At 41.6% G+C, this 22,768-nt stretch carries 23 protein-coding genes; 13 read left to right on the forward strand and 10 right to left on the reverse strand.

All coding sequences use genetic code 11. From position 1 onward, the window contains the following. Positions 1-40 precede the first annotated feature (40 nt). Positions 41-1,639: a DUF4435 domain-containing protein gene (locus tag CLV42_RS09100; protein WP_106601595.1), complete on the forward strand. Its 1,599-nt coding sequence runs from the start codon at positions 41-43 to the stop codon at positions 1,637-1,639. A 673-nt stretch (positions 1,640-2,312) separates the two neighbouring features. On the opposite strand, the gene CLV42_RS09105 is transcribed toward CLV42_RS09100, so the two are convergent. Both CLV42_RS09105 and CLV42_RS09110 read right to left on the reverse strand, forming a co-directional pair. Beyond that, positions 2,313-3,566 carry a PIN-like domain-containing protein gene (locus CLV42_RS09105; protein WP_106601596.1) on the reverse strand — a complete coding sequence of 418 codons (1,254 nt, stop codon included), beginning with the start codon at positions 3,564-3,566 and terminating at the stop codon, positions 2,313-2,315. A 491-nt stretch (positions 3,567-4,057) separates the two neighbouring features. Further along, positions 4,058-4,315 (reverse strand): hypothetical protein, encoded by a 258-nt coding sequence (locus CLV42_RS09110; RefSeq protein WP_146154348.1) that lies wholly within the window; start codon positions 4,313-4,315, stop codon positions 4,058-4,060. A 1,489-nt stretch (positions 4,316-5,804) separates the two neighbouring features. On the opposite strand from CLV42_RS09110, the gene CLV42_RS09125 reads away from it, so the two are divergent. Then, positions 5,805-6,563 carry a hypothetical protein gene (locus tag CLV42_RS09125; protein ID WP_106601600.1) on the forward strand — a complete coding sequence of 253 codons (759 nt, stop codon included), beginning with the start codon at positions 5,805-5,807 and terminating at the stop codon, positions 6,561-6,563. Positions 6,564-6,689: 126 nt separating this feature from the next. Here the strand turns inward: CLV42_RS09125 and CLV42_RS09130 are convergent, their stop codons facing one another. The 5 genes from CLV42_RS09130 to CLV42_RS09150 all read right to left on the reverse strand — a co-directional run bounded on the left by CLV42_RS09130 (position 6,690) and on the right by CLV42_RS09150 (position 10,728). Further along, positions 6,690-7,307 (reverse strand): ATP-binding protein, encoded by a 618-nt coding sequence (locus tag CLV42_RS09130; RefSeq protein ID WP_106601601.1) that lies wholly within the window; start codon positions 7,305-7,307, stop codon positions 6,690-6,692. Then, the gene (locus CLV42_RS09135) at positions 7,294-8,073 is read right to left on the reverse strand and encodes a hypothetical protein (RefSeq protein ID WP_106601602.1); all 780 of its coding nucleotides are present in this window, start codon (positions 8,071-8,073) and stop codon (positions 7,294-7,296) included. Before CLV42_RS09135 ends, CLV42_RS09130 begins: the two co-directional genes overlap by 14 nt. Positions 8,074-8,115: 42 nt before the next feature. After that, a complete protein-coding gene (locus tag CLV42_RS09140) occupies positions 8,116-9,027 on the reverse strand; it encodes a hypothetical protein (protein WP_106601603.1) in 912 nt (303 codons plus the stop codon). Positions 9,028-9,632: 605 nt separating this feature from the next. Beyond that, positions 9,633-10,265 carry a hypothetical protein gene (locus tag CLV42_RS09145; protein WP_146154350.1) on the reverse strand — a complete coding sequence of 211 codons (633 nt, stop codon included), beginning with the start codon at positions 10,263-10,265 and terminating at the stop codon, positions 9,633-9,635. A gap of 127 nt (positions 10,266-10,392) precedes the next feature. Further along, complete coding sequence (locus CLV42_RS09150) at positions 10,393-10,728, reverse strand: hypothetical protein (RefSeq protein WP_106601605.1); 336 nt, start codon at positions 10,726-10,728, stop codon at positions 10,393-10,395. Between the two features lie 765 nt (positions 10,729-11,493). Here CLV42_RS09150 and CLV42_RS09160 point away from each other — a divergent pair. Continuing rightward, positions 11,494-11,727, forward strand: a complete 234-nt coding sequence (locus tag CLV42_RS09160) for a helix-turn-helix transcriptional regulator (RefSeq protein WP_106601607.1) — start codon at positions 11,494-11,496, stop codon at positions 11,725-11,727. Positions 11,728-12,105: 378 nt separating this feature from the next. Here CLV42_RS09160 and CLV42_RS09165 read toward each other — a convergent pair whose 3' ends face one another. Beyond that, positions 12,106-12,465 (reverse strand): winged helix-turn-helix transcriptional regulator, encoded by a 360-nt coding sequence (locus CLV42_RS09165; RefSeq protein ID WP_106601608.1) that lies wholly within the window; start codon positions 12,463-12,465, stop codon positions 12,106-12,108. 106 nt (positions 12,466-12,571) lie between these two features. Here CLV42_RS09165 and CLV42_RS09170 point away from each other — a divergent pair, with 106 nt between their 5' ends. From CLV42_RS09170 to CLV42_RS09210, 10 genes are all read left to right on the forward strand, one after another. Further along, the gene (locus CLV42_RS09170; RefSeq protein ID WP_106601609.1) at positions 12,572-13,336 is read left to right on the forward strand and encodes an SDR family NAD(P)-dependent oxidoreductase; all 765 of its coding nucleotides are present in this window, start codon (positions 12,572-12,574) and stop codon (positions 13,334-13,336) included. 62 nt (positions 13,337-13,398) lie between these two features. Continuing rightward, entirely contained in the window at positions 13,399-13,608 is a 210-nt protein-coding gene (locus CLV42_RS34290; RefSeq protein WP_245901572.1) for an SDR family NAD(P)-dependent oxidoreductase, read from the forward strand. Then, complete coding sequence (locus CLV42_RS09175) at positions 13,571-13,891, forward strand: SDR family NAD(P)-dependent oxidoreductase (protein WP_245901573.1); 321 nt, start codon at positions 13,571-13,573, stop codon at positions 13,889-13,891. Before CLV42_RS34290 ends, CLV42_RS09175 begins: the two co-directional genes overlap by 38 nt. Positions 13,892-14,494: 603 nt before the next feature. Beyond that, positions 14,495-15,085, forward strand: a complete 591-nt coding sequence (locus tag CLV42_RS33870) for a sensor histidine kinase (protein ID WP_170117443.1) — start codon at positions 14,495-14,497, stop codon at positions 15,083-15,085. Then, positions 15,082-15,858 carry a LytR/AlgR family response regulator transcription factor gene (locus tag CLV42_RS09185; RefSeq protein ID WP_106601611.1) on the forward strand — a complete coding sequence of 259 codons (777 nt, stop codon included), beginning with the start codon at positions 15,082-15,084 and terminating at the stop codon, positions 15,856-15,858. Before CLV42_RS33870 ends, CLV42_RS09185 begins: the two co-directional genes overlap by 4 nt. A 162-nt stretch (positions 15,859-16,020) precedes the next feature. Continuing rightward, complete coding sequence (locus tag CLV42_RS09190; protein WP_106601612.1) at positions 16,021-16,419, forward strand: hypothetical protein; 399 nt, start codon at positions 16,021-16,023, stop codon at positions 16,417-16,419. A 58-nt stretch (positions 16,420-16,477) separates the two neighbouring features. Then, positions 16,478-17,530: an alpha/beta hydrolase gene (locus CLV42_RS09195; protein ID WP_106601613.1), complete on the forward strand. Its 1,053-nt coding sequence runs from the start codon at positions 16,478-16,480 to the stop codon at positions 17,528-17,530. Between the two features lie 18 nt (positions 17,531-17,548). After that, complete coding sequence (locus CLV42_RS09200) at positions 17,549-18,613, forward strand: serine hydrolase domain-containing protein (RefSeq protein WP_106601614.1); 1,065 nt, start codon at positions 17,549-17,551, stop codon at positions 18,611-18,613. 124 nt (positions 18,614-18,737) lie between these two features. Then, entirely contained in the window at positions 18,738-19,157 is a 420-nt protein-coding gene (locus CLV42_RS09205) for a DUF3052 family protein (RefSeq protein WP_106601615.1), read from the forward strand. Between the two features lie 71 nt (positions 19,158-19,228). Then, positions 19,229-19,984 (forward strand): DUF6882 domain-containing protein, encoded by a 756-nt coding sequence (locus CLV42_RS09210; protein ID WP_106601616.1) that lies wholly within the window; start codon positions 19,229-19,231, stop codon positions 19,982-19,984. A gap of 874 nt (positions 19,985-20,858) precedes the next feature. Here the strand turns inward: CLV42_RS09210 and CLV42_RS09220 are convergent. Beyond that, complete coding sequence (locus CLV42_RS09220; protein WP_106601618.1) at positions 20,859-21,557, reverse strand: LytR/AlgR family response regulator transcription factor; 699 nt, start codon at positions 21,555-21,557, stop codon at positions 20,859-20,861. 3 nt (positions 21,558-21,560) lie between these two features. Continuing rightward, a complete protein-coding gene (locus CLV42_RS09225; protein WP_106601619.1) occupies positions 21,561-22,601 on the reverse strand; it encodes a sensor histidine kinase in 1,041 nt (346 codons plus the stop codon). Positions 22,602-22,768: the final 167 nt, after the last annotated feature.

Here is a 22,768-nt window from a genome sequence, read left to right on the forward strand (position 1 = left end):
ATATATTTGAAAATTAGCTGTCATTCAAACTAAAAAATTTATGCGTTTTAAAATAATTCTACCAAATAAAGCTGGACAACAAGGAGTGGAGACAAAACAGACAGACAACAATATGGTGATAGTTGGAGCTAATGGAGCAGGCAAAACAAGATTTGGTGTTTGGATAGAGCAAAAACTGCAAGAACAAATAACAGTTCATCGGATAAGTGCACAGAAAGCACTGAACATTCCAGACTACGCTACTATTAAACCCCTGGAGCAGGCTGAAAAAGAATTGTTGTATGGTGACACTAGTGAAACTGGGATTTCTTGGACAAAGACTAATAGAAGATGGGGCGGCAATCCAACGACTTTTCTCCTTAACGATTTTGACAAATTACTTACACTCCTATTTGCAAAGACCTCCGAGAGAGATAGTGTGCACACAAAGCAAACTAGAGAGACGCAAACTTATATACCAGTTCCCGATGCTCCAATAGACATCATTATCAAAATCTGGACAGAACTAATGCCACATCGCATAATTTCATTTTTGGATGGTAAAGTTTTGATTAAAAAACAAGGGGCTAAGAACGACTATCATGGAAAAGAAATGAGTGATGGCGAAAGGGTTATTTTATACCTTATAGGTCAGTGCCTATGTGCTCCAGACAACTCTATCATTATCATCGATGAACCTGAAGTCCACATTCATAGGTCGATTGTTCCTAAACTTTGGAACAAAATTGAAGAACTGTGCTCTAATAAACTTCTTATCTACATCACTCATGACTTAGAATTTGCAGCTTCAAGGACTGATGCATTGAAGTTATGGATTAAAAGTTATAATGGCAATGATTCTTGGGAATGGGACGAAGTTCCTGAAGAAGAGCAATTACCGGAAAATTTGTTACTTGAAATTATTGGAAATAGAAAGAATGTGATTTTTTGCGAAGGGGATAAAGGAAGTTTAGATACAAGTGTGTACGAATTAGTTTATCCAAATTTTCACATTATCCCAAGAGGTAATGGAGAGAAAGTAGTTGAAGCAACAAAAGCGTTGAGAAATAATCAAAATTTACATCACTTAAATGCATTTGGTATCACTGATAGTGACTATAAGGAAGAAGAAGAAAAAGCAGCCCTTCTCGCTAACGGAATTCATACTTTGTCAGTTGCGGAAATTGAAAGTCTTTTTTGTATTGAACCAATCCTTAGAATTATAGCTGAACATTTAGAACTTAATCCTGACGAGATTGTTGAACAGGTAATCGACTTCCTGATAAATTCTCTTAAAGCAGAATACGACGTCCAAGTGTCATCTAAAGCGGAAAAATTAATTGAATACAAACTAGGTGCATATTCAAAGAAGAGTAATGATGAGAAAGGGCTAGCGGATGGATTAACAGAAACACTAAGCAGAATAGATGTATCGCAGGTTTACAACGATTGCAAAATTATTTTTGATAGGGCAATTGCAAACAAGAATTTGCAGCAGCTATTATTAATATATAATCGGAAAAGCCTCCCTGATAGAATTTCGGGGCTATTTGGACTTGGTAAGGGACAATATGGAAAGCTTCTTATTAGACTTTTGAAAGGTTCGAGACAACAGGAAATAACTGATGCATTAAAGGTTTATCTGCCGCAACTAGGATAAACAGCAGCTAACAAGCATTGTCAAAATGGGGCTGATGAAAGTAATTAAATTGTAATAGTTCCGATTGCTCTGACAGTCCGGCAATATATTAAGCAGCTGGCGGTACGTCGTCTAGCTGCTTTTTTTTCGCCGAAGAAATCATCAATAATCTGGTTCGAGTTTCCCATCCTTGGGGTCACAAAAGCCCGGCTTTGAAGAGAAGTCGGGCTTTTTGTTTGTGGGAAGTGCCTGGCAGGGTCTGAAACGAGAGCGAATAGAGGATTTATTTTCGTGGTTCGCGGTTGGTCATTTTAATTAAATCATTTAGTGGACTTCAATTCACCGATAAAATAAAAAATAAAACCTATTCTTTAGTTGGTCTAATTCCGAACGGGGCCGCCTCAAAATCTTTTCCTTTAAGAATTACACTTTCAAAGAATTATCGAGATGAGTTTTTTATTTTTGGAGACTTCGATAATGTATGGAAATTTAGACTTACTGGTTTCACGACTCCAAGATCACATGGGCTCCAAGGCCCAATCCTTAATTCCAACATCTACTATTATCCTTTCAGTTACACTGATCACCGCAGATGGATTCTGAGTCATTCATCTTTTGAGCATGCCCAAGCTACGACACTAGTTGTAGTGTATATATTCCTACAGCTTCAAGTTGCGCATTTGGGTCGGTTCCTTTAGTTTGGGCTTTCACCTTCCTTTGGATTTAAGTCCCGGCTATTATCTGGTTTTTCATGAAGATGTTTTGGAATCATATTCCTAGCGCGATCATAAAATTGTGTGATACGGCTGTGCCGAGCCGCGAGTTCCTGTAAACGCAAATAATCCTCAGCTAGCTTTCTCGAAATCATTGATGATCTAAAAATCTCGTCAGCCCTTTCATGACCTGCATCGAATTTTTGTCCTTCAATAATTCTAGCCCATTCTTGCCAGGTTGGCGCTAAATATCCATCTAATATCTGTTTTGCTATTACTGTTTGTGCCGTACTTTCTTCAACCTCGTTAACCTCTTCATCAAGTTCCTTTACATCTTTTACCTCATCAACTGCATTTTGAGCAATTCCAATATCGAAGTTTATTGTTGCATTTTCCAGGAACAGTTCAGATTTATAAATATATACTTCATGCTCAGTTTGTTCTTTGAACTCCTTCATTAATTCAGGACGTGCTAATCCAGATTTATCCAGTCTCCACCAATCTTCTTTTGCATCATCAGTTACAAAGATTACGTCTATCTTTCGTTCTCTGGCTTTGTCAATTAATTGTTTCCATACAATTAAGTCGCCGAATTTCCTTCTTTCGTCAGCAGCGCTTTTTTTATCATTGTTCTGATTGTTTTCATTCTTTTTATCCTCCTTCTTTTCATCCTTGTATCCCGGAGGTATTTGCTTTTCATATCTGACCTTACCATCTTTATACAAGTCTTCTAGTTGTTTCGGATTATAGTCAGAACCTACCAAACCGTCGAAAAGATCAGTGACACGACTTAAAATAACATCATTCACCGAATAGTCTGGATGGATGGTTTCAAGGTCTCTAATTTCTTTCTGCGTCTTAGCAAACAATTCTTCGTATTCTGGAATCCAGTCGTTAACCTTCAGATATGGGTGTTTTTTGAAATGATTGAACATGGTCTTAATTTCATTCAGTTTGCTACTTAAAGAGACTTCCAAGTTTCTATAAATCTCCACCTGTTTATACAACACATCGAGTCTCCTTCTATGATATTCAAGCCCCACTTGGTAGGGAATCCACAAACGATTGAGATCTTTTAAATACCGCATTGAAGCAAAAAAAGCCTCTCGCGTATCTTCGGTATATTTATAAAGATTTAGGAGCACGTTTGTATCGAAACAAACCAACGCGGATCCCCATGCAGCATGTAATGTTTCGTTTTCGGGTTTGTAATATTCGCTAAATAAACTTCTCATAAAAACCCAGGGTGATTTTAATATTAGAACTTCTCATCGTTTTAATTCTCGTACAAAATGGTAAACATTATATTTGCCGACACCTTCATGCTTTTTTACAACACACTTTCTTTCATTTTTTTTATCAAAAAATTTATCAAATCTTGTCGACGGAAGCAAACTCTCGCTATTTAATAATTAAAACTGACATTATTGTTAATGCAGTGTTAAGGTGGCTGTCATTTTACCTTGCTTGTTGTCAAGAACAGAATACGTTTAATTGAACCGATTATCTAACAGTTAAGTAGGTTAAGGTTCCAAATGAGATTAGGTCGAACCTCTGTCTCTGTAATGTTATAATAACTCATTTAGAAGTAAGTTTCAACTAAATGAGTTAAATCATACACAACTTGGTTCGAGTTTCCGATACCCGGGATCACGGAGAAATTACAAACCTCGCACTAGTCTCGGGGTTTGTTTTTTTATCACGTCATACATACCTAATAATATATTCATATAGTGTGTTTTTCTCCTCTCTCCCACGCAGCTGCAATAGCATTATAATCTGGGAACTTCTCATCGTGAATAGCGATCCAATTTTTTACGAATTGGGGATTATTGCTATTGGGTTTGGGATTAACGTCATTTATTCTTGCCTGTGCTGGCGTTCGGACTTTGGGGAGATAGTTTTCGGTGAGTGAAAACAATCTAACAGGACGGCTTTCTTTTGGAGTAGCGTCAATCATGAAAAAGACATTCGAATCATTCATTTAAAGTCATTAAATTCAATTCGGAAAACCGGGAACCGAATACTTACTGTTCTCTGAACAGAAAGTCCCGGTGCAGGGCTCTCCGATCAGAGAAAATAAAGTAACTCTATGAAGACTAAACCTCATTTTAAAAGAGAAATTATAATGCTATCGACTAAAATATAACCCTTTTAGATCTTTTGTGTAATGGACATCGTAGATTTCTTTACGAGGTTCCAGGCACATAGGCGTTTGCTCATCGAGCATAAAACACGGAATATCAAGATAGTTAGTCGGCGCATTAGGATAATGTCGGGTCGAAATAAGTCTAAGGTTATATGACTTATTTTTTCTTATCTTGACGCCTTGCAAAGGGGGACATTTCTGTGATATAATTTTATATCTATATCCACCATTACGTGCATAAATCACGTACCATGATTTAATAGAATCAATCTTATATATTTTGTAAGCAGCGTTTGTATCCTCGAATTGTGTATAAGAAGGCGCTCCTCGATTAGAAGATTTAGACAAAGAGCACGATAGCATTAGTAAAGTAAGGATGATAATTGATATATATTTCATCTGTATTTTTTAGTTTTTATTTAGCAGTTCTATGAAACATACCAGGCTTTCCCAAAACTCTCAGCAGTGCTGAGAGAAATTAGCCGGACAAATAATCTTATCGCTTTAAGTAGCGCTAAATAGTTCGAAGAAATGTGAGACACCCTAATGAATAACTCGAATTATTGTAATATTTGATTAACTGAGTATAATTATACTTTGTCGATCAATTCAGCTGTACCAGTTTTTCTCGATTACGGAGATGACATTTTATACTGAATCAAGAAAAGAGAACAGCCAAGCAAACCTCTCTACTATCTGCAAATTGTATCTAAGCAAGAATTTATAGCTAAATATACAGCCTGATGTTAGTTTATGCTTCTACTTATTTGAAAATTGAAAGGTAATGAACAAACATCACTTTCATACTTTCTTCTTGTTCAATATTCCCCACTTCGCACAATAATTCCGATTTAGATCAACACGCTTCCTACACGACGTATACACGGCGCATACACGACGCATACACGACGCATCTCGCTATCCAGGGGCAAAATCAAACCATCTGACTTATAAGAATAGAAATTCCCGAACATCTGCCTCTTTTAAGCCTGTGTATGCACAAAACTCGGCTATAGTGACAAATTGTTCAGGGCTTTTGTTATTAGCAATGCGTATTTGCTGAAGAATGTGTCGGGCCGTGCGTTCCCGGCACCCTGTGATGTTCTGGACATCACGGGAATGGATGACTATCCGGTTGGGTATTACTTTGTTCATTTTAGGCATATCCGGCAAATCCGGCATAAACGGCAATGTTGTTTTTTTGAATGAATAGACGATGGTAGTTTAGTGCTGTAATTACAAAGTTAGCTAACAATCTGCGCAGACAGGCCAATGTGCATAGCCTGATAATGCACAATTTAATCACACCAAATCTTTATTGAAAATGCCAAAACAAAAAGGCATCATACCCTTACAGGGTACGATGGGAAACATCAGTTTTTACAAAGGAAAGAACGGTTATTTCGCCCGCGAAAAAGGCGGTGTAGATGGTGACCGTATCGCCACAGATCCGGCGTATGCAAGGACCCGGGAAAATGGAGAGGAATTCGGCAGGGCTGGCAAGGCCGGCAAATTACTGAGGGCCTCCATACGCGCATTACTGCAGAAAGCAGGCGATTCGTATGTGCCATCCAGATTGACGGCTGCCTTTCTGAAAGTCATCAAAGCGGATGCTACAAGCGCCCGTGGACAGCGTAATGTAATAGACGGCGAAGCAGAACTGTTAAGTGGCTTTGAATTCAATGCCAACAGTCCGCTGCAAAGTGTGCTCTTTGCGCCTTACACGACTAACATTAACCGGGCAACGGGGACGCTGACAGTGTCGATGGAGCCCTTTATTCCGGTCAACATGATAGCCGCACCGCCAGGCGCTACTCACTGTGTGATCTCCTGTGCCGGAGCGGAGATAGACTTTGAAGCGCAGAAATTCGTGAATGGCGTTGCCAATAGCGGAGAGCTGGTATTAGACAAGACGCCGACAGCGGTGCTGAATCTGGCGGTCAATATCAGTGCGAACAGTACAAAGCCGATCTTCCTGGCGCTGGGGATTGAATTCTTCCAGAAAGTAGGCGGTACTTCTTATAGCCTGAATAACGGTATATACAATGCGTTAGCGTTGGTTGCCGTATCGGGAACCGCCTGATCATTAATCATTGCCGACAGTAGTAGTGCTGAAAAGGCCCCTGCAGAATTTGCAGGGGCCTTTCTTAATAAGATCGTGGCCAGGCAGGATTACCCGGCCGTTTTTGCTCGATGAAAATCTACATTACTACTTTCTTTTATCACGCGAAGTCGGATGAAAAGCAATCAGGTTAAACATCTCACGCATGCGACTACGTAAGAGGTCTCCATAGATGTCTTCCAATTCAACGGCGTTAAATTGTGTCATTGCGTGAGTGATCATCCCATGAGAGTGCATCAGATTGTACCTGGTGAAGAGTATCTGGCCCATGAGATTGATCTTGTTCCCCCAAAAGTTAACGATGGGCTCATGGCCAAGATCATCGAAGCAATGAACATGAGGCAGCCGCCTGTAAGGATTAAATGCCCTTCTGCTGTACTTCAGGATCACATCATTGCCCAGATCTGTAAATTCCAGGCTAATGTCCATGGAAGATTTAAGAAAGGGACGGTGGTCGGGCAGGCTGAAATTTGAGAGAATACGCATTATTGCGGTCTTTCCACAGCCTATAGGTCCTGTTATGAGAAGTCCTTTATGCAGGTCAATACGCTCCTTTGCCGCAACCCCTCCATCGCGAAGAAAATAAGCTATTAACTTCAAGACGACAGGCCGATCGATATCATCAATGGCAAATTTAGCACCGTACATATCCCTCCCCTTCTCTTCTACCTGTTTCAGTATGTTGTGGTAATCAAATCGGCTCATCGTAGCGTTTGTATTCGCCTGACTGAGACGTTCTGAATGTTGTTGTTCTGGTATTTGCATTTACATTTTTTTTGAGTGACGGAATGTGGCCGATCCATTTTTGCGCGGCCGCCTTCCAGTCGAAGATTGGCATGCCGCTTAATGTCCAGCCTAACGCTTTGTAATGGAAATAAAACTGGTCTGCCTCTTTTCCCGGTTGCGCGGCGGCACTGAACCAGGCGCGCACTTCTTCCAATTCCGGCGCCTTCGGCGCCTCCATTTTATCTATCTTTTTTTTCTGCGCGTGCGCTGTTGATGTTTGACGCACGTTTTTATAATTGTTTATTTGTTTATTATTAAAGTGAGTCGAAATTGGCCCCGTATCAAGGGCAGAATTGCCACCACTACCGACATTAGCGGGGTCTTTATTGTTACACGTACGTGAGTCAATTATGCCAGGCTTAGAAGGTTCATATTCTTCCAACGGAAGCATTTTTATCACGCTGGGAGAAAAGAGCTTTTCTGATGGCTCATAAACCAGGAAACCGGATTCGTGTAACCGTTTCAGGCATTGCAGGTAGGTATGGTGTGAGCCTATCCTGCAAAATTCTATGATTAAACTCCTACTGACTGATAACGATACGGGAAAACGTTGCTGGTTCCATAACTGAAACAATGCCATATACAGGCTAATATCATTGGCACGTAGTCGCTCGTGCTCGTGGAGAAGTGTGTAAAATGCGGTCAGGTGGCGGATATAATTGATGGGGAGATATTGGTTGTTCATTTGATCTGGTTATTTAGCGTTAAATAAATCGGGGTATTCATCCTATTTGCCGGTCATTTCGAGGTCCATCATTCTTTTCGCGTAGTATATTTCCCATTTCAGCCATTCATCCAGCAATGCTTTCACCGGTCTTCGACCTGCCTGAAAGGATGCTTCATCCTGTATCAGCTGATGGGCGATCCTTTTCCGCCGTTCAAGCAGCCATATGTACCGCTTCCTGTGATCCTTAATGGCGGTGCATTCTTCCCTAAACCTGGCTGTTAAATACCGGATATAATCCGAGCTGTTGAAATCAATGTATTGCAGGCGGTTGTAGAGCTGCCATACATCATCGTCGTCTTTCTTCACGAATCCAAGTAACTGACTAGCTAATCTTCCAATATAGTCCCGGCTATGGTATGTGAGATATTCATCGCCTGATGCTGACACTACCTTCTCCAGCGGCCCAACCACGATGTGCTGCAGTCGGCTGTCCAAGGAGCGGAAACGAGGCGAGCTTTTTATCGACACTAAGGCGTCCATAATAATCCCTTTAAATAAGTACCTGTTGTAATCAGGTATTTTGTACTCATGGTCCATATACCGGTAGAAATTCCGCTCCATGTTATAATGCAGACAATACAGGAGCTCGTGAAGATGTTTGAACAAATAGTAACCTTCGTCATCGGGATCAAGGTTGTGTATCCGCTCCACTTCACTTTCCGGGAGCCATTGCATTAATTTGTCAAGAAGCGGGATAACGCTGTACTGACAAGCCTTTACAGCGATACGGGTGGCTTCTTCATTTGTTGAATTTTTAAGTGATGATAAAAACTCCCGATCCATTTCCACCAACTTAGGGCCTCTACCAGACATTATCTGGCTGATAAACCGTGGTGTGAGGACGGGTGATTTGCTCAATTGTTTAGGAATCTCCTCATTGATGAGGAATTCCATTTGATTCAATGAATGCATTTTGTGAAAATTTAATTGTGAAAAAAGTAATTGTGAAAAAAAGGATTACAGATTCAAGGCAAATAAGTATATGCAAAGACTTTTGCGCACACACTTACATGCGTTGAAATTATTTATAGTAAGAAGTTGTTAAAAAGCTATGAAACGATGGGGTAATTGAGTCCTGGGGATTATAGTAGGACTGGTAGTAGTAGTAGAGATAGTCGTAGGGCTAGTAGAGGTAGTAGGGTTAGCAGGGCAGGCAGGGAGAAGTGGGTAGTAGGAAGAGCATTTGTTGAGTTCAAGCCTGAGAGATCAGGCAAGTCGACCAGATCGGTCAATGACCTATTTAAACAGAGTTTTGTACGCATTGGCTTTTTGTTTTTGGTTATAACATTATTAGAATGATAATGAAATGCAATTTAGTGAGTTTGTTATTATCATTAATCAAAACCTGAATATATTTTTCCAATACATACAATAAAGTATTAATGTGTATTAAACCACTTACTATTGGGGAATGAGATAAATTCTGTCTTGCTTGTGATAATTGCGGATAGATTTTTTAAAAGAGATGAAGAACGAGACTGAAGTTGTATTCAGTCTCGTTCTGCTGCGATTTCTATTCATTTAAGTACAATGTCTTTTCGCTGCATCTTTAAACTCTGTTCCCAGGTTTCACATGTGTTCAGTAAAGCAGGAATGATTACCTCTTTGAATATTGAGATAATTTTTTCTGCTTCGGCTTCTGTGAAAGGTTGATCCAGCACTCTCCTTTTCCGTAGTCTAATGCGGTTAGCTTTTCTGCCGAAAAAGGTATTTAGTGACCAACCGCAAGACTGGCAAACTTCTTCACGGAAATACATTGGTGCGCTGGACAGCTTATAATATAAGTCGTCCAGCAAATTACGCGGCTTATCTATTGGCATATACTTGCTGATTTTTGACCAGTGGACATGATTTTCGTCGGCTACTATATTAGCAACTGCTTCTGTATAGTTCATCGGCAATTCCCAGGCAAATGAAACGACTTCACGTAGTGCATTTATGCATACTTTACTGATCCTAAGAGAGGATTTGTCTGTAATTGCAACCATCTCATCTGATGGAATTTTACTATCCAGAATAAATTGTTCCAGCGCTCTTGCTTTAAAGGCTATGCCGATGAGTTTTTCATATATGGAAAACTCAACAGCATTGACCATTTTCGCATACTCATCTTCGAGGTGCTTCAAGTCGGACTTAATGGATAATGCCATTATCCTGATATCATGTTTGATCATGCTAGTAAAGGCCTCTCCCTTGCGTCTACGCCGAGGGAATCTTCTACTAATCATGAGACATTTTGATGGAGACTTCTTCTTCCGTTGTGTTGGAATAAACATTTTAACAGATTTTGAATTTCCGTTTGAACATATTCATGATTGTTAGTTTCAATTCGCTGCCCGCATCAGCTTCTTTTGCCGGCACTAACAATGGCAGATCAGCTAACGGATTGCCAGAAAATGTATCGCTCTCCGGAGTGCAATTGGCTACTATAAAGTCAGGGCATGCAGCACTGTAATACTTGGCAAAGTTGGCTGCTGCTTCTTTGAAAGATGAATAACACAGGAACTCCTTGATGCCTGTGGTTTTTAACTTCTCAATAATAGCTCTGCGTTCCGTTTCATCTTTTATAATAACACAAGCGGTAAGCGTTTTGAAAATGTCAGATCGTCTCATGTTGTGATGGATTTAAGAAGTTAGAGAAATTCTTTAATGGCTCGGTGAGTTGGAAGATAGTAGTTAACAAAATCTGCGTTTGGCGGCAGAAGAAAATAAGATTAGCACGTTCATCTGCTGACCAGTCGTCGGCATCTGTGCAAGACATTGCAGTGTCTAACAGGAGATCCAATTTTGATTTTGTTTCGTCGGCGTCTTCGAAACAATCGGTGTACTGTGTTAGTACTTCTAATGGTGATTTGTTTTGGTTTATCATGGCTTTCGATTTTTAATGGCAATGAGATTCCCGGCCGAGATTTACCCGGCGGTTTTAATGTTTTTGAGTGAATTAGAAATGGTTTGTGGAGGTTAACGACTTGAAGAATCGATGAACGATTTTCAACTGATATTCTTTATTTGTCCCCTGCAGGTTAACCTTTGTAATGAAACAATAAAAAAGCGCAAGCCCATCTTGCCGCCGTGGAGCCAGTCGAAGGGCTTTAGTGCAGACAAGAAGGCCCACGCGAAAACGTGAGCTATCTCCTTATCATCCCAGCACTAATTAGAACTTTCGACTTTTCCACGGCCTGGATTACGTAAGAAGCGAGCTTCAATATCTTGAGGTCGCAAATCTAAAAAACTATCCTGTATCCGTACCTGATAGTAACAAAACGTTGACCATATTATTAGTTTTAGAATAGATTACGAAGATAAGGGAAAATGGAAATACATAGACCTGTCACTGTAGTTATTTTGGAAATAAAATTTTGCTTCGCCTGAAAAAGGATGAACGAAAAGGCCCAAATCGAACTGTATGTGATAGAAAAGGTAAAGGAAATGCGTACTGAGAGAGGATTTACGCAGGCTTCACTAGCTGAAGCGTTGGGATATTCAGAAGGGTTTATTGGTCATATCGAAAATCCAAAACGGAGAGATAAGTATAACATTAAGCATTTGAATGAGATTGCTAAGTTGTTCGGGTGTTCGATAAGGGATTTTTTTCCGGAGAAGCCGATATAAATGTCCATATTCAGATATCTTATTTAAGAATTGTTGAGCCCAATATTGCTTCTTTTGGCATCTCTAGTTTTCATACCTGCAATCTCCCGAATAAGACATAGAGATATTCTTTTCATTCGATAACCGATCAATCTTACGCAAGTCCCCATCTTTCATCAACAGCGTATCGCCTCCGCGTTGGGAATATAAATGCTCTAATACGGCCTTGATTAGGGTATGTCATTATATAGGCCTAGCCCAATAAGTCTATCTTTATCAAAATACATTACAATTTGATGCACGAAGCTATTTGCAAGCGGTTTGCCAACAATTTTCCATTTCAATTTTTCAACTCCATCATGCGTTGATTGTTTGTCTGGCTTGCCATACTATCTAGCATCATTTACCATACTTGTAATCAGTCGCCTTGGCTAGCGGACCTACCTCATATTTCAAGTTCCATGCTTTTATGTGTTCTAAAATCGGCAAAAAAGCTAATCCTTTTTCAGATAATCTATATTCTACTCTTGGTGGTAATTCCTTATAGGCCAATCTTTCCAATAGTCCATCTTCTTCCAACTCTTTTAACTGTTCGGTCAGGACCTTCCTTGAAATGTGTGGTACGATGGCATGTAACTGACCAAAACGAATGGTACGGGCGCCCATTACATTTATAATTATCGGCTTCCATTTATTACCAATCGTGCCAATAGCTCTGGTAAATGGGCAATTCGAATTGCAAAATCGGTCGTCTCTCATATTTTTAAAATTAGCAGTTACCCAATAGTAACCACAATATACTATAATAGTTACTAAACTACACCATCGATAGTAGCTTTGCCAAACAGACTTAAAACAAATTATAATGAGTAGATTAAAAAATAAAGTAGCAGTTATTACAGGTGGTAATAGTGGCATTGGATTTGGCATCGCCCAGGAATTTAAAAATGAAGGAGCAAGGGGTGTTATTGTCGGCAGAAATCAGGAAACTTTAAATAGTTCTGTGGCTCAACTTGGCGATAATTTCGGCGCCATCAATGCCGATGTAACAAACCTTGATGACCTGGAAAGAGTGTTTAAAGAAACATCTGAAAAATTTGGTAAAATCGACGTGATTGTAGCAAACGCAGGTGGTGCAGTTACAGGAGCAGCATTTGGATCTGTAGCAGATATTGGCGAAGCCGACTATGACAAGACAATGGATCTAAACCTGAAAAGTGTCTACTTCACTGTTCATAAAGGACTGCCCTATATGAATGATGGCGGTTCTATTATTCTTATCGGGTCAAATGCAGCGCATCGGGCATATGCATCATTCTCCCTTTATGGTGCTACCAAGGCGGCAGTAATCCATTTTGCAAAAGGATTTTCAAACGATCTTTTAAATAGAAGGATCAGGGTAAATGTAATATCACCAGGCACAACAGATACACCAGTATTTGACAGGTTTGTTCCTGCTGAACAACTTGACGCTGTAAAAAAATACTGGGCAGATGTAATGCCGATAGGCAGAATCGGGCAACCATCTGACATTGGTAAAACAGCGGTCTTCCTGGCTTCTGATGATTCTTCGTTTATGCTCGGTGCTGAACTCCTTGTTGATGGTGGTCTGACCTATTTGTCTAAATAATTCATTCAAGGCCGGGGCGAGTCTATAACCTGTGCCATTACATTATTAAAATAATTTTCAAAATGAGTAAGCTAAAAAATAAAGTAGCGGTAGTTACCGGTGCTTCAAAAGGAATAGGTGCATCGATCGCCAGACACTTTGCGGCAGAAGGCGCAAAGGTAGTTGTGAATTACGTGAAACTGTTTAGCAATAAAGGGGGGCAATATCATCAATATCAGTTCGGGTGCAAGCAAAATGCCTCTTCCCGCAGCCTCGTTGTATTCTGCAACTAAAGCGGCATTAGATGCCGTAACTGTTTCTCTGTCGAAAGAACTGGGTGCAAAAAACATTCGTATCAATTCTATTTTGCCTGGCGCCACGGAAACAGAAGGTGCTACCAGTGCGGGCATCACTACCGGCAGTGAGTATGAAAAAATGTTTATTGCCAATACTCCGCTTGGCCGTAGAGGTCAGCCCGAAGATATTGCGAAAGCTGCCGTATTTCTTGCCTCCGATGATGCAGCATGGATCACGGGAGAACAAATTTCCGTTTCGAGTGGTATGTTTGGCTTCTAAGTTCTTTCAAAGTAGTTTCCCTCAGATCCCTGTTTCTTCCAGAAACGGGGATTTTGGTATTTCTTTATGATGCCGTCAAACTGACTGTTGAAATATTCCATTTCACCTCCTGATTTATTGAGTTGACGGATGAACCCTCCCAGGAATATGAAATTTTGAGTAAGTTTAATAATGGATAAAAATGAGCACCGTATTTGCGGCTACAGTTCTCTGCTGATCTCCCTGATGGTAAATTCACCAAAGCTTTTAGCTTTGCGCGAAAATGGAGTGATGGCTCGTTACTGGCATTTTAATCCCTTTGAGCTTTTATTCCAGTTTGCATTTAACATGATTTTTTGCTTCCTTCTTTTTAATATTAACCTGCGCAAGGGGAAAGGGTTGTCGTCTTACAGAGAAAGAAGGAAGTATTACTCCTATGTTACCTTTAATTTCGTTGCTTTTTGTGTTTTATTGATAACAGGTACGGTATTACAACGTTTGTTTTTCCCCGCTCTTCAACTGCCAAGGCTAATATTCTCGGGAGCATTTTTCCGATTGTCATTCAGTGCTATACTAACGGCCATCATCATAAAGATCATATTGCTGATGCGTAATTCCAGGAGCATGACAGCCGAAAACCAGCAATTGAAAAATGCTTATCTGGCCTCGGAGCTGCAATTATTAAAAGAGCAGATGAACCCGCATTTCCTGTTCAATTCCCTGAGCAGCCTTTCGGCGATAGTCCGTGAGAATCCTGAGCAGGCTCAAAAATACATCCGTGACATGTCTGCTGTTTTTCGGTATGCATTGGTAGGATCTCATACGGATCTGGTCCCCCTTGCCGATGAACTGACGATGCTCAGATCGTTTGCAAAACTTATTTCCATGCGGCTGGAGGATGCGTTTAAGCTCACCATCAATATTCCCGATGTATACCTGCCGGTTAAAATACCCCATCTATCGTTGCAGCCCCTGCTTGAAAATGCAGTCAAACATAATGCAGCGACAACTGAAAGACCATTACAGATAGCGATTGAGGCAAAGGACAATCAACTTATTTTCAGTAACAGCCTTTGGGAAATACCAACACCGGAAGCGAGCAATGGAATAGGCCTTGCCAACCTGAATGAACGTTTCAGGATCATGATGCACCAGGAAATTGAGATCAGCCGGTCTGAAACATACTTTATCGTAAAACTCCCTTTAAAACAATGAAAAATATCCGTATCGTGGTCGTGGAGGATGAAGCAGCTACCGCCCGCAGCCTGATCCAGATCTTACATGAAGCAGACCAGCACATCACTGTTGTTAAAACGTTGGGGGCCGTGTCCGATGCAGTCACATGGTTCAATGACCATCCTGACTCCTATGATCTGATCTTTATGGATATCCGTCTGGCAGATGGTCTTTCGTTTGATATTTTCAAGCAGACAACGATATCCCGTCCTGTTGTTTTCGTGACTGCCTTCAATGATTACGCGATTACTGCCTTCAAGAACAACGGTATCGACTATATCCTCAAACCATTTGATCCCGATGAGATCAAAAGCGCATTGGACAAATATAAAAACTGGACCGGCGCTGCTGAAAGGCCTGACGGACCGGCGCTGGTCGAACTATTGGCACAACTTGGCAACCTGACCAAATCCTATAAAAAATCCTTCCTGGTGCATTACCGGGATAAACTGATCCCATTGGAGACAGCTAAAATAGCCTGGTTCTATACAGCAAATGAAGTGGTTTATCTCCGCACCATCGATGACAGCCAGTATATTGTAGAATCAACCATGGAGCAGTTGGAACAACAACTGGACCCAACATTATTTCTAAGGGTAAGCCGCCAGTTTATACTCAATCGTAACGCTATAATAGAAGCAGAGTTTTATTTCAATGGGCGCTTACTGGTCAAAGTAAAACCACAGCCGGACGAGCATATTATTATCAGTAAAGCTAAGTCTGCTGAATTTAAAAAATGGATGAACAGCTAGGTCAATTCACCCCCTGGTTTTTCCATTTCACCGGGTTTGTCAGGGATTGAAATCTTATTTTGACCAATTTTGTACCAAGCCATGAGGCTAATACAAACAAAGACAAGGAAATGAAAAATGATATCGGCCTATACCGGATCTAAAAAAACAAAATCGACAACTATGAAAAGTAACAACACCACAAAGGGCATAGCCGTGGCACTGACCCTGTTATTTATGCTGTCCGGTCAGCTGGTTATGGCGCAGCGTGGCACTGCAATGCAGGATAAGACGCCGCAGGAAAGGGCAAAGTTCCAGACAGAAATAATGAAAAGTAAACTGGCCCTGGACTCCGTACAGCTAGAGCAGGTTGAGGCAATCAACCTGAAATATGCCTTAAAAAATGAACCAGTCATTAAAAGTGACGACAGTAAGTTTTCTAAGTTCAAACAGCTCAAGTCATCGCAAAAAGAAAAGGAAGCGGAGCTTAAAAAGATCCTCACCGCCGAGCAGTTCAAACAATACCAGGCTTTCCAGGATGAGATGAAGGCACAACTAAAAGAAAGGAGGAAGGAACAGTAAGTACCAGCCTGGTTTCCGGATATCAACATTAATGCATCAATAAAAAAGAAAAAGAAAAATGAAAACGCTATTATTCAGCCTATGCATATTGGCTTTCATCTCCTCAGGCGGCTGTTCTAAAAGTACAGATGTATCCCAGGCAAAACTGGTCGATGATGACCTGGCAGGACCGATTTCCCGTCCCTCCTCAGGATATGGTGCCGATGGTACTTATGCAGTATCAGAGATCGATTTCCCTAACACCGAATATCCAGGCACCAAAGTCACTGTATTTTATCCATCAGGCATTACCTCGCCCCGACCAACCATCTTCTACTCACATCCCTATGGTGGCGAGAGCAAAGAGTATAACAGGGGGTTGTTCGAATTCATTGCCAAAAAAGGTTATGTGGTTGTATTCGTTCCTTATGCCACCAATGACAGTACCATAGACCATCGTTATCTGACCTTGTGGACCGGTTTCACTAAGGCCGCTGCTGATTACCCAGGCATTATAGATACCAGCAAAGTGGGCTTTATGGGGCATTCCTTCGGTGGGGGCGCTTCGATCGGCCTGTCCTATAAAGCTTTCACCGAAAGAGGCTGGGGTCAGAACGGGCGCTTCCTGTTTACGATGGCGCCCTGGTATAGTTACCAGATCACCTCCGACCAACTCGCCAGCTTTCCTGCCAATACGAAGATGATCACCCAGGTCTATGATGAAGATGTTTATAACGATCATCGAATGGCCATAGATATCTTTAAGAACATCAATATTCCCAATGCTGAAAAGGACTACTATTACCTGAAATCATCAACGGTGGCCGGCTATAAATATACTACGGACCATGCGCTGCCCAACACCCGTACCGCCTACGATGCATATGACTATTATGGGGTTTACCGTTTGCTGGATGCGCTGATTGATTATAGTTTCAATAACAGTGCAGCGGGAAAAAATATGGCACTGGGAAATGGTTCAGTCGAGCAGGTTACCATGCCTGGATATAATGGGCAGTTTATGGCACCGCTCGAAGTCACAGATAATCCCGTTCCAAAATACAGCCAGGATAAATATGAATTTAAATGCAGCAGTGTGCTATATAATCCAAGAATAGCCCATTGCAAATAACCGTTTAAGAACAAAACGATGAAAAAGATAGTTTTACTGCTGATGGTTCTGTTCGCATTTGGCGCTGCCTACGCTCAACAACCATTTTCCCAGGTAGATCATTGGCTTGACGCCCATGCCAGTGAAATGGGAGGCAGACTGATCCTGGTGGTCTATAAAGATGGGAAGGTGATTTATAGCCATGCGGTCAATGAAATGAATGGCAGACAGCAGATACTGGTCAGGCTGATCGCTAAAAGGAAGGGAGCGGAACCGGATTTAGGCGATTATACCGAAACGACAAAACAACCCATCGCCAGTTGCAGCAAATGGCTGAGTGCAGCGCTGGTGATGACTTTTGTGGATGAAGGCAAAATACGGCTAAACGATACGGTTGGGAAATTCCTTCCTGTACTTTCAAAAAACGGGAAAGGCGGCATTACGATCGGAGATTGCCTGTCGCATATGACAGGGATCCTGTCCCCGGATTTAAAAGAGGACCTGAAAGAGAAACGGCAAGCCAATAATATGGATGAGGTGATCAATCAAATAGGCGGCTATCCCATAGAGGGACTTCCGGGAACGGTCTTTCGTTATAGCAATACCGGTCTGCAAATCGCCGGTGCAATACTCGAAAAGATCACCGGCAAGCGTTTTGAGACGTTGTTTGCCGAGCGCATCGCCGGGCCGCTGGGAATGAAAAACACGGATTTTGGATATAGCGCCGTAGCCCTGCCCGCAGGCGGGGCCAGCAGCACACCCGAAGATTATATCCACTTTTTAACCATGATTTTAAACAAGGGCATCTTCCATGGGAAAAGGATTTTATCGGAAAAAAGTATAGACGCGATGCAAGTAAACAGAATCACTCCTGATGTCAAAGTAGCCTATACGCCCGCGGAAGTCACAGGTGTAGGGTATGGTTACGGGGAGTGGATCATGGGCAGTGGTTTGGTCAGCAGTCCGGGGCTTTTTGGCAGTTACCCCTGGATTGACAACCGCAAGGGATATTGCGCATTTTTGATGGCCTTTTATCTCAAAAGTGACGGTCGGCAGGAAAAATATGCCGAACTGAGAAAATTGGTCGATGAACAGATCAGATAAAATAACGCTTTCAATTGTTGCATTCATAGTCGCTTTGGCCTTTGATATCATGAACTTTGATACTCCTGAACCATTACCGTAATTAAATGTATGTTCATAACGATTGATTATTTTTGATATAACCATGAATACAGCAGGATATTCAGCAACACCACTGGCTAAAAAATTGGGCATCAAGGACGGATTCGTAATCCGCCTGGTGGGGCAACCAGCATATTATTTTGATCTGTTTGAGGACATGCCTACCAACATCCAGATACTCGATGATACGACAACAGCCAAAAATCTTATTCATTATTTTACGAGGCAAGCAGACGATCTGCTCAGGGATATCCCCTTATTAAAGAGAGAAATCCAAACCAATGGCATGATATGGATCTCCTGGCCCAAGAAGGCATCAAAGATCACCACCGATATTACTGAAGATGTGGTCCGGAACCTGGCGCTAAGCAATGGTCTTGTTGACATTAAAGTTTGTGCGATAGATGAGATCTGGTCCGGCCTTAAATTGGTCATACCGGTAAAGGACAGGGCGAAAAAATAAAAAGACAATTGGCCCCAAATGCCCGTTTGCTCCTGGAGTAGTTTCCCTGATATTTTCGACAATGAACATTTATGGAGATAATAGACTACAAATCGTTTGCTGCAGACTGTATTGAAGAACTGAAAGTTTTACAGTCGCAATTCTCAGAAAAATTCGATGTTACGCATGCAAACTGGTTTTATAATCAAGCGACCGGTTTGCTGACTTTCTCCTCTGATAACACTGAACTTAATTTCAAATATTTTGAGGTTGGAAGCTTCTCGCCCAAGTCTGAGACATGGATGTGGTCATGGCACAATGACTACACTTTGGAGAATGTTAAGGAAACTGCCAGACAAATTAAGGATTTTGGAGCGAGGGTTAATTTTGCTAAATTAACCGAGGGCTATTTCCCAAGCGATGAATTTGAAGCCTGGGAATTTGCAGCTATCGCAACCAAACTAACGAATGGAATTGGTGTATATAGACCCGTCAACGATGATGGATTGCAAATCTTTCTGGTTCTAACAGAATTTATCGACAATCAATTAGCCCGAAGGATCAAGAACAAGTATATACAGTGCGGCACCCACGCTTACGGGAGAATTGCATTTGTGTGTCAACATCTGAATTTTACTACCAAAGTTGGTTTTGAAGAATCATTCGAAACGTTCGAAGGTATGGAGCTGTCGGACGATGATGATTTTCAAGCCTGGTGTGACGATTGTGAGGCCGTTAGAGTTGCAGAAGACGGATGGAACGATAAGGCAATGGAATTTGTAAAAATCAAAGTAGTTTGTGAAGGATGTTATTTTAAGATGAAGGAGTTAAACTTAGGTACCAAATAAAGCAATGCAGCATTAGAAACGACATTGGATACGTTGCCGATGAAGTTTATCCAAGACCCTATAGACAGCACAGTTTCGTCTTTATGATCCGAACACAGGTAACATGACTAAGGCTCAGAGAGAAGATTGTACCGATCTTGAAAAAGCCGCTGTATGAGAAGGTGAACAAGTAGAAGAGCGGATTTGTGATCACTATGCAGGAAAGCCTAATAGATGGGTCGAGCAAATGCGGATGAAGATATAACTTTAAAAATAATTCGGAATCCTTATGTAAAGGATAAGAATCAACAGGTTCATTCTCTATTTTATTTACTATTAAATCATTCAGCCGACTTTAACTAAACTCGAGCTGTATTGTAGAGAGAGCGTAGCAATTGTTCTGAAGCAGTGTATCAGATACCAACAAACCATCTTTGGGAGAGCCGCATATTTCAGCATTCCCAATTAAAATTTAATGACCCGCATTTAGGGCAAACCATATATTCCTTATCAAGTTTGTCAAAATTGCAACGATTGCAAAGTCCATAAGTTCTGTTAACATGTGCTACAATATATTTAGCTTCCAAATGGCTGAGCCCATAAATATCGACAAGGTATTTTACCGAATAGATAGGCGATTGAAGCGTCAATTCCAATAGCTTTTTTTTCTCTGACGGGCTTAATTCCGGAACTTCAATTCCTTCTTTTGGTAAACAATTTTTGCACTTAACATTCATAAATGTTCTTTTTATTCTTCAATATTGGATACATCGTTTTATACGAAATTTTTCATATTGATATTTGTAGTGATGCAGCGAGTGTTGTAATCGGTCACACTTTTGTAGTGGACAGCGGTTAAAGCATTCAATAGATCTCGCCGGACCTGGGCTATATATCAACGGCTCCTTCCCCTGTTAATGCTGGCCATGAATGACACTTTATGGCTTTCGCCTATGGGCAGGTATTGATCACCGATCACAATACGGTTACGTTCAATGGTGTCAATTTTGTCGATCGCAATGATGTAGGACTTGTGGCTTCTGACAAACAACGAAGCTGGCAATATTTCCTCCAGGTTACGAAGGCTATCAAGCGTAATAATCTTATTCTTCTCCGTGTGGATGATTACATAATCACGTGCTCCTTCCAGGAAAAAGATTTCGTCAAAGCGTACTTTTACCAGCTTCTGGTCTGTTTTGATGAAAATATGATTGGTGGAGGAGGGCTGCTGTGGGACGGGGGCGATCAGCTCTGCCGCTTTCTGTACGGCTTTGTAGAACCGCTCAAATGCCACCGGTTTTAGCAGGTAGTCTACCACATTATGCTCAAAACCGTGGATGGCATATTCTGCATAGGCGGAGGTGATCACCACTCTGCATTTGTTATTGATGGCCTGCATAAACTGTAACCCATCCAGCTCAGGCATCTGAATGTCAAGGAAAATAAGGTCTGTTTTTTCGGGACTGGCCAGCGAGAGCGCTTCCAGCGGCTTGTCGCATGCGGCCACGAGCTCCAACTCAGGGAGCTTCGATACATAGCTGGCCATTAACTCCAGGGCCCAGGGTTCATCGTCTACCAGCAGGCATTTAATCATAGTTTAGTTTGTTTTGAGTGTCAGCATCAGGTGTACCGCAAATATATTTCCATCGTCATTGATCTCTAATTTATGCTGGCCTGCGTATTGCAATGCCAGTCGATTCTGCACATTCCTGAGTCCTATGCCTGAAACGGGGTCTTTTGTATGGCGATTGATCTTGTTCCGTACAGTGAAGCTGAGCTGACTGCCTGTCGTTTTCAGCTGAATATAGACAGGATGTGCGGGGTCTGTCACCACTCCATGTTTAAAGACATTCTCCACAAAAGAGATCAGGATAAGCGGCGCAATGTATTTTCCTGACGTACCACCAGACAGCTCAAACCGGAGAGCCGTGTTACGGCTACGGTATTGTTGAAGTTCGATATAATCCTGCAGATAGTTAATCTCGTTGTTCAACGGAATTTCTTCGGCGCTGCCATCGGCAATCACATACCGCATCATGCCAGATAGTTTCTGGATGGCTGGCAGCGAATTTTCCGATTGATGATATACCATCGAATAAATGTTGTTCAGACAGTTGAAAAGGAAGTGAGGACTCACCTGCGATTGCAGGAAGGCTTTTTCCGCCGCTACTTTTTCTTCCTGCAGGCGCAGGCGCTGGTGCTCAGATTTCAGCCAGTTGTCTACAAACCAGATGATGGCTCCCGGCAGGATGATGTGGCTGAAACAAAGCATGGCATTACCGAAAATGTAGGCGCCGCCTTGCACGGAATAATCCTCGTAGCAATAATTACAGATACCCCACCATTTCAGGAACAGGTATTCCTGTACCAGAAAGCGGGTGCCCACAAATAACCCGGACAGTACGAACCAACTGCCTACCAGGGTTATAAACTTTCGCTTCCTGAAAAAGACAGGCAGCAAGATGCAGTAGCTCAGGTAAAAGACAGCCGCGAAAAGAATGATGTTCGAAAAGAAGATCGCATTTGGATCGGGACGGACCAATTGATTCTTATAAGCCAGCTTGCTCAGGAACTCTACGAAGAACATCGTGTAGAGCCAGTAAATAATATGCACCCACAGGAGTACTTTCTTTTTCATGCCGGTGCAAAGTACCGAAAAAGAAGAGAATAGGGTTGACTTTACTGCAAACGCCACTTTTCATCCGACAAACACTTTAGTCCCGACGGCAACCGGGATTGTATCCTCCGAAACCCGCTCCTGCATTGATAGTAGGAAATATGGCGTTTGCAGAAAATCCACGGTGG

It is taken from the genome of Chitinophaga ginsengisoli (assembly GCF_003014595.1).
GTDB classification, from domain to species: Bacteria; Bacteroidota; Bacteroidia; order Chitinophagales; family Chitinophagaceae; genus Chitinophaga; species Chitinophaga ginsengisoli.